This is a genomic window from Polaromonas potterensis (genome assembly GCF_033446725.1).
In the GTDB taxonomy this organism is placed as follows: domain Bacteria; phylum Pseudomonadota; class Gammaproteobacteria; order Burkholderiales; family Burkholderiaceae_C; genus Polaromonas.
Map to the genome: position 1 here is coordinate 247,724 of NZ_JAWQLX010000003.1, position 13,993 is coordinate 261,716.

Below are 13,993 nucleotides of genomic sequence, written 5' to 3' on the forward strand. Positions count from 1 at the left end.
GAAAATGGGCCCCAGTGAGGACAGTTTTTGCCGCATTTGCAGGTCCATCGCCAAGCTATGGGACAAAAAGACGGTGAAAAATGGACCGCTGCGGTCAATTTGCAGCCGGCGATCCCAAGTCTGGCAGGCTCCTAGCTCACGGACGGGTTTTGCTGCCCGGGGTTTCGCTCACAGGTGCGGCCGGCGGCGGTGCGTCCAGGCGCAGCTCCAGCTCACGAAGCACTGGGCGGATGTTGGCGCCCACTCTGATTTGCGGATTGGAAAATCCGTCATCCTTGCCGGCATCGATCTCGCGCTGCTGGATCAGCGGCACGGCACGCGCAAACGCCCGCTCGAAAGAATGGGTCTTGCGCAGCTGTTCGTCAAACATGGCGCGGCCAAAAAAGGTGAGTTCGGAGAGGCTGCCACAGCCGTAAGAGGTGTGGGTGGCGTCCGCCGCCGTCATGACCAGGGTGTTGTCCGTGGCCAGCACATCGATCCAGCCGCCCGAATAACAGGCCGACACGGCGATCACGCGGTTGCGTATGCCGGCCTTGTCCAGCGCCGCCCGCAGTTCGGCAGGACTGAGCGGCTCAACCTGCAACGGCCAGTGCGAGGCGGCAAGTTTGAAGTCGCTGGCGCCGTGGGAGGTCAGGTACACCACCAGCACGTCGTGTTCCTTGTCCATGCGCTGGGCCAGCGCGTCGATGGCGCGCTGCAGGTTCAGCGGCGTGGCCCAGGGAAGCGTGTCCGTGGTGCTGCCGTTGTTCAGCAAATGGATCACGCGGCCAGCGGCGTCAAAACGCTCGGCCAGGATGCGGCTGACCAGGGTGCTTTCGCGCAGGAACACGTCTTCCGGCGCGAAGGGCGCAAACACCAGGCCGTAGACGTCGGTCACGCCCGGGCGCTCATGCGCAATGGCCGCGATGGTGCGTTGCCACAAGGCCTGCTGCTCTTCCATCACTTGCTGACTCAGGCGCAGCTTGGGTTTATCGTCTTCGCTGCTAGCCGTGCGGCTGTAGTCGCGCTCCCAGCTGCGGGCTTCGAACTGCCACATGGTCAAGGCATTGGTCGCGACCAACGCCAGCACAAACACCACTGCGCGCCAGGTCCAGCCGGCGAAACGCAATATCAGGAAAAAACTGACCCCCAGCGACCAGGCGGTGAAGACTAGGTAAAACACCCAATACAGCCAGGGCTGGGACAAGAACTTGCCCGTGATCCAGCCATGCTGGATGTCCGCCATCAGGCCTTCATAGATCAGGATGTTGGGCAGCGACGCGATCAGCCACAACACAAAACAGCTGGCCACCCCGCTGAGCCGCGCGCCGCTTCGCGCCGTGTCGGCGTCCGGGCGGGCCGGCGCGGGAAAAGTCCACCAGGCCAGGCCGATAAACACGGCCAGCGTCCACCAACTGGACAACCAGGCCTGCACGTCAAAACGGGCTGGCCCGGCAACCTCCACACGCAACGCGGCAACCTCGACCACAAACACCAGCAGCGCCAGCAGCAGCACCTGCCACGGCGTGGGCGAACGCCCGGCCACGCGGGGCGGCAGGAAAAACGCGGCGCGTAAACCTTCCAGCAACCAGCGGGCTGTCGGCAAAAAACCGGTCGCATCGTCGCGCCGGTCGGCGTCGGGCATCAGGGCTTCGGGAATACCGGGCAGCGTGGCTTGAATCTGGGAATCTTGCATGGCGGCATCATGCCACGGGCTTGTCAGGACTCGGTTGCAGGCCCACGCAATTTGGGCCCCGCCAGCTCAGGCTGCAGATGCAGCCGCTGGGGATTGGCATAACAAACAAAACGCTTGTTGGTCGCACGGCCGATCGCACACAAGCCCACTGCCTGTGCCACTTGGTGACCCATTTGGGTGATGCCGCTGCGCGAGACCACAATCGGCACCCCCATCTGGGCGGACTTGATGACCATCTCGCTGGTCAGGCGGCCGGTGGTGTAAAAAACCAGGCCGTCCAGGCCGAGGTCGGTCGGGGAGGCGGCTAATGTGGGCTCCCCCTCTTCACCAGCCGGAGCCGCCGAACCGGCTTTGCCGGGCCGCAGGCGCAGCGCCCCCGAGGGGCTGGAGCCTGCGGCTCCAAAGCTGCTTGAGCAGCTTTGGACAGGCGACAGAAGCGAAGCCTCTGGCGAGCGGCGGCCTGCAAGTCCTCGCGAGGACACGTCAGTGCCGAGCGTGGGGGCCATATTCATCCACATCCAGCCGGCGATGGTGTCGATGGCGTTGTGGCGCCCGACATCCTCGACAAACAGCAGCATGTTGCCTTCGATGTCGCTTTCGTCGTGGCCCGCCTGGAACAGGGCACAGGCATGTACAGAGCCGGCGGACTTGTAAGTGGTTTCCTTGAGCCGTATGGTATTGACCAGCCCGTAGAGCTGCCCCTGCGTGATGTGGGCGTCGGCCGGCAGGACAATCTGGTCCACCTCGTCCATCAGCCCGCCAAACACGCTGCCCTGCCCGCAGCCCGTGGTGACCACACGTTTGGCGGTTTTTTCCTCGATGTTTTCTATACCGTGGCGGGTCTTGACGGCGGCGGCGCCTACGTCCCAGTCCACCGTGATGGACTCGATATCGCCCACCTCTTTGACCAGGCGTTGGTTGCGCAAATAACCCAGCACCAGCAGCTCGGGGTGCGCGCCCAGGGTCATCAGCGTGACCAGTTCGCGCTTGTCCACATACACCGTCAAGGCACGTTCGGCTGGAATGGAAATCTGGAGCACCTCACCGTATTCGTTGACGGTGGCTATCTCGCAGGTTAGCGGCGCACGGGCTTGGGTCAAAAATGGAAGAGACATGACCTGAGCCTATCGCAAAAAAGCCGGCCCTCCCGGAGCCGGCCCTGGATGAGGAAGGCCCCCTCAGGGTTTGTTGGCCGGATTAACCACCGCATCAGGCACCTTGCCACTTGGCGGGCTGGCGGCCGTGGCGGTCGGTGAGTGTGCTCCTGCAGCTTCCAGGGGTTTGGCGGCTTCGGGCGGCGTATAGACAAAGGCGCCCGGATCGGCGCAGGCCGGCGTAACCAGCGGCGGTTTGACGTCCGTGCCCGCCGCCTTGGCGGATTTGTAATAACTGGCCGCGACCTTGTCCTGCGATTGACACAACTGATAGGTATCCACCTTGCCAGCCCAAGCGGTCTTGGCGGCTGCTTCGGCGGCTTTGGCCTTGGCTTCGTCGCTGAGCGGTGGGAGTTTGGCCAGCGCCAGTACAGACACACCCAGCAACAAGCCCGTGAACAGGCCTTTGAGCAGGCCGGAAATTAGAAGATTTTTCATGGCGTCCTCGATTTTTATACCTGCACGGTCTGGCTAGGCGGCGCGGCTTCGCTGCGCTGGGCCGGCACACGGCCTGCCTTCACGTCTTCATACCAATAAGCGTGGTGCTCCTTGGCCCAGGCCTCGTCCACATAACCGCTGCGCATGGCCTTGTATGCGCCTTGCATGCCAATGGTGCCGAGGTAGATATGGCCCAGGAACAGACACATCATGAGCACGGTGGCCACGGCATGCACCATGTGGGCAATTTGCATGGTGGCGCGTTCGTAGACCAGGCCAGGCAGCAGCTTGTCGAGCACAAAGCCAGACGACACCACCACCACGCCGAGGAAAAATACACCGCCCCAGAAAATCAGTTTTTCACCGGCGTTGAAACGGTTGGAAGCCGGCTCGGCGCCGCCTAGCAGGCCGCCACCCTTGAGCAGCCAGTTCATATCGCCTTTTTGCGGCCAGTTGTCGCGCAGGAAGGTGAAAAACACAATCACCAGCGACACGGCAAACAGTGGTCCGGCAAAGTTGTGCGCGGTTTTGAGCACATAGGTCAGCCAGCCAAACAAGGTGCTGCCCATGACCGGCAACAAGAAGAATTTTCCAAAGGCCATCACCAGGCCGGAAATCGCCAGGATGGAAAAGGCAATCGCATTCGACCAGTGCGCCGCACGCTCAAACGGCGTAAAACGTTCGATCTTGCGGCCGGTGTCTGACCCATGAGTTTTGATGGCGCCCTTGCCGAAGTAAAAAATCGCAATCGCCAGCAGGACAATCAGGAACAAGGAACCGCCGTAAGGAATGATCCAGTTGTTGCGCACCTGGCGCCAGGCCTCGCCGGCATTGGTCAGGCGCGAACCCGGGTATTGCACAAAGGGCTGGATCAGATTGCCGGCTTCGGGCGCTTCGCTTTTCGGCAGGCTGGTGTAACCGGTGATGCCCGCGCCCACGTCGCGCCACAGAGGCGCATTGTTGCCAGGTTGCACCTTGGCCCGCTCGCCGTTGGTCTGTTTGGCGTAATTGGGGGCCGCATCGGCGTCGGGTTTGACCTCAAAAATATTCTGGCTCTGGATGCCACCAGCGGCCGGTGGCGCGGGCGCTGCAGGCTGCTGCGTGACCACCCCTGTCGCCGCCGGCGGACTCGCGGGGGCTTGCGCAGCGGCCCAGCCGCCCAGCCCAAGCGCTATTAAAAATATAGCTAGTCGCGCATGTTGCATATGGCCTCCGGCTATTATTTATCCGTATTCAGCTTGGTGTATTCGTTCTGGCTGTTTTGCATGCGCACCTTGAGGCCCTGCTCCCAACTGGTCTTGTCGCCGGCCTTCCAGCCGGGCGCCGAAAAACCGTCGTTGGTACCCATGTAGGCCGGGACATCGCTTTTGGTGCCGCTCAGGGTTTGCGGTTTTTCGCCGCAGGCAGACAGGCCGGCCACAACAAACAGCGCGGGAATCAAGAGGGTCAGGCGTTTCATGATTTGGCTCCTGCTGGTGGCTGACCGGCTTGCCGGGAACCATAGGCCGTTCCCCAACCCCAGACCTCGGCACCCTTGCCGCGCTGCACCACACGGTTGCGGAAAATATCCGCGACCACGTCGCCATCACCGGCCAGCAGCGCCTTGGTCGAACACATCTCGGCACAAGCCGGCAGCTTGCCTTCGGCCAGCCGGTTGCGGCCATATTTTTCAAACTCGGCCTGGCTGCCGTTGGCTTCGGGACCACCGGCGCAGAAAGTGCATTTGTCCATCTTGCCGCGCACGCCGAAAGTGCCTTGTGAGGGGAACTGCGGTGCACCAAACGGGCAGGCATAAGAGCAGTAACCGCAGCCTATGCAGACATCCTTGTCATGCAGCACCACACCTTCATCGGTGCGGTAAAAACAGTTGACCGGACACACCGCCATGCAAGGTGCGTCGCTGCAATGCATGCAGGCCACCGAGATGGATTTTTCGCCGGGCACACCGTCGTTGAGCGTGACCACGCGGCGGCGGTTCACGCCCCACGGGACTTCGTTTTCGTTTTTGCAGGCGGTGACGCAACCATTGCATTCGATGCAGCGCTCGGCGTCACAGACAAATTTCATTCTTGCCATGATGTATTCCTTATGCTTTCTCGAGATTGCAGATAGTTGTCTTGGTTTCCTGCATCATCGTCACGCTGTCGTAACCGTAAGTCGTCGCCGTATTAACGGCTTCACCACGCACCACGGGCGCAGCGCCGTTGGGGTAATACGCCAGCATGTCGGCGCCTTGCCAGTGACCGGAGAAGTGGAACGGCATCCACACGGTGTCGGCCCCCACACGTTCAGTCACCAAGGCCTGCACATTCAGTCGTGCGCCGGTCGGTGTACTCAACCACACGCGCCCGCCATTGCTGATGCCGCGCTCGGCGGCGGTCTTGGGGTTGACCTCGACAAATGCCTCTTGCTGCAACTCGGCCAGCCACGGGTTGGAGCGGGTTTCCTCGCCACCACCCTCGTATTCGACCAGCCGGCCCGAAGTCAGGATGAGCGGATATTTGAGTTCCACCTTGTCGGCCACGTTTTTCTGCTGCAGGGTTTTGTACAGCGTGGGCAGACGCCAGAAGGCTTTCTTGTCGTCGTGTGTCGGGTACTTGGCCACCAGGTCCGGACGGATGCCATAAATCGGCTCGCGATGCTGCGGAATCGCGTCGGGGAAATTCCAGACCACAGCACGTGCCTTGGCATTGCCGAAGGGATAACAACCATGGTTTTTCATGGTCACGCGAATCATGCCGCCCGAAGAGTCGGTTTTCCAGTTTTTGCCTTCGGCCGCAGCTTTTTCAGCATCGGTCAACTCATCCCACCAGCCCAGTTTTTTCATGAACAGGTGATCGACTTCCGGATAACCCGTGGTGATGTCGGCGCCTTTGGAGTGGGAGCCATCCTCGGCCAGCAGATTGACGCCGTCTTTCTCCACACCGAAGTTGGCGCGAAAATTACCGCCGCCATCCATCACATGCCGGGAGGTGTCATACAGGTTGGGCGAGCCCGGGTGTTTGAGCTCGGGCGTGCCCCAGCACGGCCACGGCAGACCGAAATAATCGCCCGTCACGTCGTAGCCCGTTTCCTTGTCCTTGCCGGGTTTGGCCCTGAGTGTTTTCACATCGAACAAATGCATGTTGCGCATGTGGGCCTTCAGGCGCTCCGGGCTTTGCCCGGTGTAGCCAATGGTCCAGCAAGTCTTGTTGACTTCGCGCAGGATGTCTTCGGGCACGGGTTCGTCCATGCCCTTGACTTTCTGCATCTTGAAGTTTTTCGACAACTCCTTGGCAAAGCCGAATTTTTCAGCCAACTGGTGCATGATCATGTGGTCGCTGCGGCTTTCCCACAGCGGCTCAATCACTTTTTCGCGCCACTGCAGCGAACGGTTCGACGCCGTGACGGAGCCGCTGGTTTCAAACTGGGTCGCCGCCGGCAGCAGGTAGACCGCACGGTTCGGGTTGAGGTCTTCGGCCTTGCCGGGCATGGCGGCCATGGCCGCAGTCGCCGACGGATAAGGGTCCACCACCACCAGCAGATCCAGCTTGTCCATCGCGCGTTTCATTTCCAGGCCGCGGGTCTGGGAGTTGGGCGCATGGCCCCAAAAAACGCAGGCGCGTAAATTGGAGTCCTGGTCGATCAGATCGTTTTTCTCCAGCACACCATCAATCCAGCGTGACACCGTGATGCCGGGTTTGCCCATCATCGCGGGCGAGGCATAACGGGCCTTGATCCAGTCGAAGTCGACGCCCCAGGTCTTGGCAAAATGTTTCCAGGAACCTTCGGCCAAACCGTAATAACCCGGCAGCGAATCCGGGTTGGGGCCGATGTCCGTCGCACCCTGCACGTTGTCGTGGCCACGGAAGATATTGGCGCCGCCACCCGACACCCCAACGTTGCCCAGGGCCAGTTGCACGATGCACGAAGCGCGCACCATGGCATTACCTATGCTGTGCTGGGTTTGCCCCATACACCACACCAAGGTCGAAGGCCGGTTCTTGGCCATCATGGTGGCCACACGCAGCATCTGCTCTTCCTTGACGCCGCAGGCTTCTTCCACCTTGTCCGGTGTCCACTTGGCCATCACCTCGGCCTTGACCTTGTCCATGCCGTAAACACGGTCGTTGATGTACTTGGTGTCTTCCCAGCCGTTGTTGAAGATGTGATACAGCAGGCCGAAGAGGAAAGGAATGTCGGAGCCGGAGCGAATACGCACGTACTCGTCAGCTTTGGCGGCGGTGCGCGTGAAACGCGGGTCCACCACAATCATCTTGCAGCCGGTTTCCTTGGCGTGCAGCATGTGCAACATGCTGACCGGGTGCGCCTCGGCAGCGTTCGAGCCGATGTACAACGCACACTTGCTGTTTTGCATGTCGTTGTAGGAGTTGGTCATCGCACCATAACCCCAGGTGTTGGCGACGCCGGCCACCGTGGTGGAATGGCAGATACGCGCCTGGTGGTCACAGTTGTTGCTGCCCCAGAAACTCACAAACTTGCGCAACAGGTAGGCCTGCTCGTTGTTGTGTTTGGACGAACCCACCCAGTACACCGAGTCCGGGCCGCTGGCCTTGCGCAACTCCAACATCTTGGCGCTGATTTCGTTGAGCGCCGTGTCCCAGCTGATACGTTCATATTTGCCGTTGACCAGCTTCATCGGGTAACGCAGGCGGTATTCCCCGTGGCCGTGTTCACGCAGCGCCGCCCCTTTGGCGCAATGTGCCCCCAGGTTGATAGGCGAATCAAACACCGGCTCCTGGCGCACCCAGACACCGTTTTCAACCACGGCATCCACCGCACACCCCACCGAGCAATGCGTACACACCGTGCGTTTGACTTCGATTTTCCCGCTGCCGTCACCAGTGCCGGGGCTGGCCGCCTGGGCTTTTTTGACCAGCGCCAACTGGCTCGCCGCCAGCCCAACCCCCACACCCAGGCCGGAGCGGCGCAGGAAGGCGCGTCTGTCCATGGTGGGCAAAGCGTTCGACAGGCCGCGCGACAGGCTTTGGACAAAACGTGCAGAGCCGGCGCGATGCGCTGGATCACCATGGATACCGTGAGGCTTTTTCGTGAGCAGCATGGGGCTCTCCGTAGGAAGAAAACGGGATGAAACTAGATACGCGTGGTCGTGTAATAACGCTTGACGTGTTCCGAGAGGCTGTAGCCACCGCCTTTTTCAGGGGCCGGCTTGGGCGCCGGACTGGCAGCCTCGGGGATGTGCACCCCGGGCAAGGCAACGACCGCTGCTGCGGCTGCGCCAGTGACGGCTGCGCCGAAAAAGAAATTGCGGCGCGAAGGTTTTGGCTGGCTTTCCATCGTTGTCTCCCAGGAAGCTTGCGGACATCTATGCAATAGGCACCGATGAGCTATGCACCGGCATGCCTAACTGTACGCCAGACCGCGTGACACAACAATGGCCCGGAGCGGCCTAAAGACGGGGCTTAGGGGAAAACGATAGGAAAAGATAAGACATCTTAGTTTTTCCCTGAACAAGGCCAATCCGCCCGAAGTGTCGCATTCTGAGAAATGCTGCAGGTGCAGCAAAAGCTCACCGCGAACAAGGCCCACTCCCTGCGAGACAGGTTGCACGCGCGGGAACGTGCCGACGTCAATCCAGCATGTCGAAACCCTGGGCTTCCACACTGATGAAGGCCTGCGTGAACCCGGCCAGGCCCCGATAAAAATCGGCTTTCGGATGGCGACTGACGGCTTCGCACAAGGCTGTTGCCCAGGGCTGGAGATGGCGCGCAAAAAACGCGCGCTGGCGCGTCAAATTGGCGACTTCCACGTCATCGCCGGCAATCAAATAACGCATGACCTCACACAGGTAGGCCACATGGTCTTCGGTTTCAGGCATGGCTTCGTCGCGCGCCAGGCCTAAGGCCGCGAGGTCGGTGCGCAAGGCCGCCAACGGTTTCTCGTTGAGAAAACCACTGAGGTAATGGGAGCCGAACAGGTAGACCTCGGGCTTGCCGACGCCGCCAAATAAGGCGTCGTATTCGCGAACGATGGCTTCATCCGACAACTGACGAGCGACACCGACCAGCTCGCGCCAGGATACTTCGAGCACGGCGCCGGCAGCCGGCGCTTCGGTCACCGCCACCCGGAGGTTCGCCATCAAGGCGGTTGTCGGTGGCGCGTAATACAGCGCCGCCAGCAGACCATACACTTCGGCGCGGGCGGTTTCTTCATCCAACGTGGACGACACAAGGGGGGCGGGCAGGGTCATGGGATTGAGCGGATGTCGGTGATCTTGATTTCGTTGTCGGCCGAATAGATGTCGATGACGCGGCAATCGCTGCACATCTTCAGGCGCTCGGCGGCCGCACCCTGGAACATGGCATGGCCGGCCAGCTTGCCCAGCATGGACTCGATGGCCTTGAGGGTGCCGAAAGGTTTGCTGCAGCGTATGCACTGATAAGGCTGGCTCTCGTTGAGCACGCGTGCTTCCTTGCGCTGCGGTGTGAGCAGCAGGCGCGGCAACAAGGTGATGGCGTCTTCCGGGCAGGTCGTGGCACACAGGCCGCACTGCACGCAATTTTTCTCGATGAACTTGAGCTGCGGCTTGTCCGGGTTGTCCTGTAACGCACTGGCCGGGCAGGCGCTGACACAACTCAGACACAAGGTACAGCTGTCCTTGTTGACCAGCAAGCTGCCAAAAGGTGAACCCTGGGCCGGCAGTTCAATGGCTTCCGGCAAAGGCTTGGGTGCCTGCATCATCAAATGGTCCAGCGCCATGTCCAAGGTGCTGCGTTTTTCCTGGGCCACGGCAAAACGCGCCGCAACTGTGGGCACCAGGGTGGGGTTGCGCGCCAGCTTTTGCAGACGGCTATCCAGGGCCTGCACCCCCTGCCCGCCTTCGATACGTATCAGATGAAAATGTTCGCCGGTGTAACCCATGCCATGGAGCAGCGCTTGCGCCACAGCCATTTGTTCGGACAAACCCGCCAGGTAAGCCGGCGCTTCTTCGTCGGTGAGCAGCACCGCCACCTGGACGGCGCCAAAAGCAATCGCGCTCAGCCACAGGTCCAGCCCCAGGCTGGCGGTGTGCCAGAGCGGCTGCGGAATCACATTCGCGGGCACACCGCGCACGCTCTTGTCCAGTTGCGCGGCACGGCCCAGGGCCTCGACGGCTTGCTGGCCGCTGCCCTGGCTGTGGAACAGCAAGGCTGCCTGGCGACCGCCCGCCTTGTTGTATGTGCTCAAAATGGTCTTGAGCCGCACACCCTGTTCGCTGGCACGTGGGTAGGCATAGGTCAACGCGCCGGTTGGGCACACCGTGGTGCAGGCGCCGCAACCGATACACAGATTGGGGTTCACCACAATCTGCTGGCGATCCTTCTGGCTGCTGATAGCAGTTGCCGAACAGATATCGATACAGGCATGGCAACCGACGGTTTCGTTGCGGCTGTGGGCACACAGCTTTTGTTTGTAGGCGAAAAACTTGGGCTTTTCAAACTCACCCACCATGTCGCGCAGCTTGACCACGGTAGGCAACAAGCCGGGCGATGCCAAACCTGCCGACAGACGCAAGGCGAAATAACCTTGCGGCGGCGCGTGTAACGCAATCAAGGGCTGGGCTCCCAGATCCAGCACCAGGTCAAAGACCTCGCTGACAGCCTGCGCTTCACGTCCGAAATCAATCGCGCCGGCCACCTTGCAGACCACCACGCAGTCCCGGTGTGAGCTGCACTTGTTGCTGTCCACCTGGTAACTCAGGTCGATCGCCCCCTCCGGGCACACCGCCACACAGGCGTTGCAACGGGTGCACAGGTCGAGGTCAATCGGATTGTTTTTGGTCCACGTCGTATCAAAAGCGCCCAGCCAGCCGCTGAGGCGCAAGTCGCCACCGCTGATCACCGGGTACTGGCGCTCCTGCCCGGGAAAACCGGGCTGGGCCTGGGCAGACACACCTTGCGCAAAAATTGTCACGTCCAGGGTGTCGGCCAGCAGCGCCGCCACTTGCTCGGCCTGGTCCAGCGCACCCACGATGAGCAGACGGCCGTTGCTTTTGTAGGTCACGGTCGCCACGGGCTCGGCATCCGGCAAATGCGCGGCCGCCAGCAGCGCCGCGATTTTGGGCATGGCGCCGGCGGCGTCTTTGCTCCAGCCACCGGTCTCGCGAATGTTGACAAACTTGATGACCGAGGTGATGCCTTCGGTGTGTTGCCCGACCTCGGCAAACAGGCGTTTTTCCTGGGTACAAGCCACCACCACGTCATCGCCGGATTGCGCCGCCTTCTGGAAGGCGCCGACTTCACGCCGGCATAGCGCCGAATGCAGCGTCAGTGGCTCATTGAGTGCCGCGCCCAGTATCTGGGGCTGGAGCGGCATGGTCTGGTTGCAGTCGCAAATCAGTGTGGGCATGGTCTTCTTGGCTGGCGCCGGAACCAGGGGATGGCTCGGCTTGGCTGGTATGGACGGGGCTGACAAAACCCGGAGGAGCTATGTCAGCGCTTTCATACGACTGTGCCACGATTTCGCCAGGCGGGTCATTCGCATTTTCCCGCGGTAAAACCGCCGCGGCATCCTGCTTGTTGGCGTCTTCCTCGTCGTCAAACAGCTTGAGAAACTTGGCGCTGGCCATCTGCCGGAGCATGGATTCGGGCAGCGGATCAGGCTTGGAATAGTCGTCAATGTAAGTATCCAGACCATCCATCACGTTGAAGTGTGGGTCGGCGAACAGCTTTTTCATCGCCGCATTACGCACCTCGGGGCCCACGTCACTGGCCATGAAGGGTTTGAAGTCCGAGTCCTTGGTCAACAGCTTCACGTCGTCCAGCGACAACGTTTTTTCAGGCAGTTTGACGGCATCGGTGGCAGGGTCTGGCGCCGGACTTGACGGCGGGATCGCCGGGGCGACAACCACAGCGGCAGGCTGCGCAGGCACGGCAGGCTCGTCCAGCGGCTTGCCCTGCAAGGTATCGGTCTTGCGGCGCGACCAGCGGCCTAAAAAACCACGGGCCTCTTCTTCAGCCATGACCGGACCCGCCAAAGCTCTTGTCGGTGCTCACCCGCGCCGGGTTGCCAAAACGGTCCTGCAGTGTTTTGAAACTTTGGGGCCGCTGACGGCGTTTGGTTTCGAGCACGTAGTGGGCATCCACAAAAGCCTGCAGCCACAACGCCACCTCCGACGGTACAGGCAGTTGCTCTACGGTTTCCTGCGCGTCCAGCCAGCGCCCGGCGTCGTGGTAACTCAGGGTGACCACTTGCGGCACCGCCACCGGCTCGTCGGCCAGCGCGGCTTCTTCCTCCATGCGCCAGACCACCCAGAAGCAGGGTTGCTGGGTGGTGACATTGAGGTAGTAACCCTCGGCATCGTCGGTAAACAGCTCGACCTTGAAACCCGGGTGCAACCAGCGCTCCTCGTGTTCCTCCTTGAACAGCAGGCGCGGCTGATCACCGAAGCCGGGCTCGTGCGGCACGATGTCGGCCAAGGTCCAGCGCCAGGGCTGCCAGCGGTTGTCTATACGCTCGCGGCGCATGACCACCGCCACCACCACACAGGGACGGCGAACGGTCTCATCCGTCGCGGGGGACTGCAGCAGGAACTCAGACATGTCCGCAGTGTACGGCGGTCTTCATGCCCACGGCCGGTGTGGCTTTTTTGCCGACGGCCTCAGGTGTTTTTCGAGATCGTGATGGTCGGAAATTTGGCCGAAAAGTCTTTGGCCTTGGCCGCCACCGTGATCGCCATCTTTCGGGCCACGGCTTTGTAGATAGTCGCCACCTCGCCATCCGGGTCCGCGACCACCGTCGGCCTGCCGTTGTCGGCCTGCAGACGGATGTTGATATCCAGCGGGAGCGCGCCCAGGTAGTCCATCTTGTAGTCGGCCGCCATCTTTTTGCCGCCGTCTTCCCCAAAGATGTGTTCGGTGTGACCGCAGTTGGAACACACATGGACCGCCATGTTTTCGACGATGCCCAGAATCGGCACGCCGACTTTTTCAAACATCTTGATGCCTTTTTTGGCATCCAGCAGCGCGATGTCCTGTGGCGTGGTGACAATCACCGCGCCTGTCATGGGCACACGCTGGCTCAGCGTCAGCTGGATGTCGCCGGTACCGGGCGGCATGTCGACGATCAGGTAGTCCAGGTCTTTCCAGTTGGTCTGGCGCAGCAGCTGCTCCAGCGCCTGCGTGGCCATGGGCCCGCGCCAGATCATGGCCTCGTCCTGGGCCACCAGGAACCCGATGGACATGACCTGGATGCCGTAGTTCTCCATGGGCTCCATGTTTTTGCCGTCCACACTTTCGGGCCGGCCCTCGATGCCCATCATCATGGGCTGGCTGGGGCCATAAATGTCGGCATCCAGCAACCCGACACTGGCACCTTCTGCCGCCAGGGCCAGGGCCAGGTTGACGGCCGTCGTGCTTTTGCCGACGCCGCCCTTGCCCGAAGCCACGGCAATGATGTTCTTGACATTGGGCAGCAACTGCACGCCACGCTGCACGCTGTGGCTGGCGATCTTGAAGCTGACATTGACCGAGACGTTGCTCACACCCGCCACGCCCTTGGCGGCGGCGATCAGCATCTTGCGGATCCCCGCGATCTGGCTTTTGGCCGGGTACCCCAGTTCCACGTCGAAAGACACGTCAGCGCCGCTGATCTGCAGGTTTTTCAGTGCATGGCTAGCGACAAAGTCCTTGCCCGTGTTGGGGTCCACCACGGCTTGCAGGGCGGTCAACAAAGTCTGCTGTTCTAGGGCCATCTGGGAAATCTCCGTTTGAATCTGACAAGGCAG

13 protein-coding genes are annotated in these 13,993 nt (G+C 61.2%); all 13 read right to left on the reverse strand.

The window, feature by feature from the left end; all coding sequences use genetic code 11:
- Positions 1–136: 136 nt before the first annotated feature.
- The 13 genes from R6254_RS07215 to apbC all read right to left on the reverse strand — a co-directional run bounded on the left by R6254_RS07215 (position 137) and on the right by apbC (position 13,960).
- Positions 137–1,675, reverse strand: coding sequence for a C13 family peptidase (locus R6254_RS07215; RefSeq protein WP_318405570.1), 1,539 nt, complete (start codon positions 1,673–1,675; stop codon positions 137–139).
- A 23-nt stretch (positions 1,676–1,698) separates the two neighbouring features.
- Complete coding sequence (locus R6254_RS07220) at positions 1,699–2,790, reverse strand: formate dehydrogenase accessory sulfurtransferase FdhD (RefSeq protein ID WP_318405572.1); 1,092 nt, start codon at positions 2,788–2,790, stop codon at positions 1,699–1,701.
- Between the two features lie 63 nt (positions 2,791–2,853).
- Positions 2,854–3,267 (reverse strand): hypothetical protein, encoded by a 414-nt coding sequence (locus tag R6254_RS07225; RefSeq protein ID WP_318405574.1) that lies wholly within the window; start codon positions 3,265–3,267, stop codon positions 2,854–2,856.
- Positions 3,268–3,281: 14 nt separating this feature from the next.
- The gene (locus R6254_RS07230) at positions 3,282–4,472 is read right to left on the reverse strand and encodes a formate dehydrogenase subunit gamma (protein ID WP_318405575.1); all 1,191 of its coding nucleotides are present in this window, start codon (positions 4,470–4,472) and stop codon (positions 3,282–3,284) included.
- A gap of 14 nt (positions 4,473–4,486) precedes the next feature.
- Positions 4,487–4,726 carry a hypothetical protein gene (locus R6254_RS07235; protein WP_318405577.1) on the reverse strand — a complete coding sequence of 80 codons (240 nt, stop codon included), beginning with the start codon at positions 4,724–4,726 and terminating at the stop codon, positions 4,487–4,489.
- The gene (gene fdh3B / locus R6254_RS07240) at positions 4,723–5,343 is read right to left on the reverse strand and encodes a formate dehydrogenase FDH3 subunit beta (RefSeq protein WP_091999127.1); all 621 of its coding nucleotides are present in this window, start codon (positions 5,341–5,343) and stop codon (positions 4,723–4,725) included. The genes R6254_RS07235 and fdh3B overlap by 4 nt, the downstream gene beginning before the upstream one ends.
- A gap of 10 nt (positions 5,344–5,353) precedes the next feature.
- Entirely contained in the window at positions 5,354–8,329 is a 2,976-nt protein-coding gene (locus R6254_RS07245; protein WP_318405581.1) for a formate dehydrogenase subunit alpha, read from the reverse strand.
- Positions 8,330–8,361: 32 nt separating this feature from the next.
- Complete coding sequence (locus tag R6254_RS07250) at positions 8,362–8,565, reverse strand: formate dehydrogenase (protein WP_318405583.1); 204 nt, start codon at positions 8,563–8,565, stop codon at positions 8,362–8,364.
- A 292-nt stretch (positions 8,566–8,857) separates the two neighbouring features.
- Positions 8,858–9,478, reverse strand: coding sequence for a TorD/DmsD family molecular chaperone (locus R6254_RS07255; protein WP_318405584.1), 621 nt, complete (start codon positions 9,476–9,478; stop codon positions 8,858–8,860).
- Complete coding sequence (locus tag R6254_RS07260; RefSeq protein ID WP_318405585.1) at positions 9,475–11,616, reverse strand: 4Fe-4S binding protein; 2,142 nt, start codon at positions 11,614–11,616, stop codon at positions 9,475–9,477. Before R6254_RS07260 ends, R6254_RS07255 begins: the two co-directional genes overlap by 4 nt.
- Positions 11,543–12,229, reverse strand: a complete 687-nt coding sequence (locus tag R6254_RS07265) for a DUF3306 domain-containing protein (protein ID WP_318405586.1) — start codon at positions 12,227–12,229, stop codon at positions 11,543–11,545. Before R6254_RS07265 ends, R6254_RS07260 begins: the two co-directional genes overlap by 74 nt.
- Positions 12,222–12,809 (reverse strand): DUF3305 domain-containing protein, encoded by a 588-nt coding sequence (locus R6254_RS07270; RefSeq protein WP_318405588.1) that lies wholly within the window; start codon positions 12,807–12,809, stop codon positions 12,222–12,224. Before R6254_RS07270 ends, R6254_RS07265 begins: the two co-directional genes overlap by 8 nt.
- Before the next feature lie 59 nt (positions 12,810–12,868).
- On the reverse strand, positions 12,869–13,960 hold the full coding sequence (gene apbC / locus R6254_RS07275; RefSeq protein ID WP_318405590.1) for an iron-sulfur cluster carrier protein ApbC: 1,092 nt from the start codon (positions 13,958–13,960) through the stop codon (positions 12,869–12,871).
- Between the last annotated feature and the right edge of the window lie 33 nt (positions 13,961–13,993).

Coding starts and splice junctions, on each gene's coding strand:
- apbC (WP_318405590.1), bottom strand. CDS start 13,960: ATGGCCCTAGAACAGCAGACTTTGTTGACCGCCCTGCAAGCCGTGGTG.
- R6254_RS07270 (WP_318405588.1), bottom strand. CDS start 12,809: ATGTCTGAGTTCCTGCTGCAGTCCCCCGCGACGGATGAGACCGTTCGC.
- fdh3B (WP_091999127.1), bottom strand. CDS start 5,343: ATGGCAAGAATGAAATTTGTCTGTGACGCCGAGCGCTGCATCGAATGC.
- R6254_RS07260 (WP_318405585.1), bottom strand. CDS start 11,616: ATGCCCACACTGATTTGCGACTGCAACCAGACCATGCCGCTCCAGCCC.
- R6254_RS07220 (WP_318405572.1), bottom strand. CDS start 2,790: ATGTCTCTTCCATTTTTGACCCAAGCCCGTGCGCCGCTAACCTGCGAG.
- R6254_RS07250 (WP_318405583.1), bottom strand. CDS start 8,565: ATGGAAAGCCAGCCAAAACCTTCGCGCCGCAATTTCTTTTTCGGCGCA.
- R6254_RS07235 (WP_318405577.1), bottom strand. CDS start 4,726: ATGAAACGCCTGACCCTCTTGATTCCCGCGCTGTTTGTTGTGGCCGGC.
- R6254_RS07215 (WP_318405570.1), bottom strand. CDS start 1,675: ATGCAAGATTCCCAGATTCAAGCCACGCTGCCCGGTATTCCCGAAGCC.
- R6254_RS07225 (WP_318405574.1), bottom strand. CDS start 3,267: ATGAAAAATCTTCTAATTTCCGGCCTGCTCAAAGGCCTGTTCACGGGC.
- R6254_RS07255 (WP_318405584.1), bottom strand. CDS start 9,478: ATGACCCTGCCCGCCCCCCTTGTGTCGTCCACGTTGGATGAAGAAACC.
- R6254_RS07230 (WP_318405575.1), bottom strand. CDS start 4,472: ATGCAACATGCGCGACTAGCTATATTTTTAATAGCGCTTGGGCTGGGC.
- R6254_RS07265 (WP_318405586.1), bottom strand. CDS start 12,229: ATGGCTGAAGAAGAGGCCCGTGGTTTTTTAGGCCGCTGGTCGCGCCGC.
- R6254_RS07245 (WP_318405581.1), bottom strand. CDS start 8,329: ATGCTGCTCACGAAAAAGCCTCACGGTATCCATGGTGATCCAGCGCAT.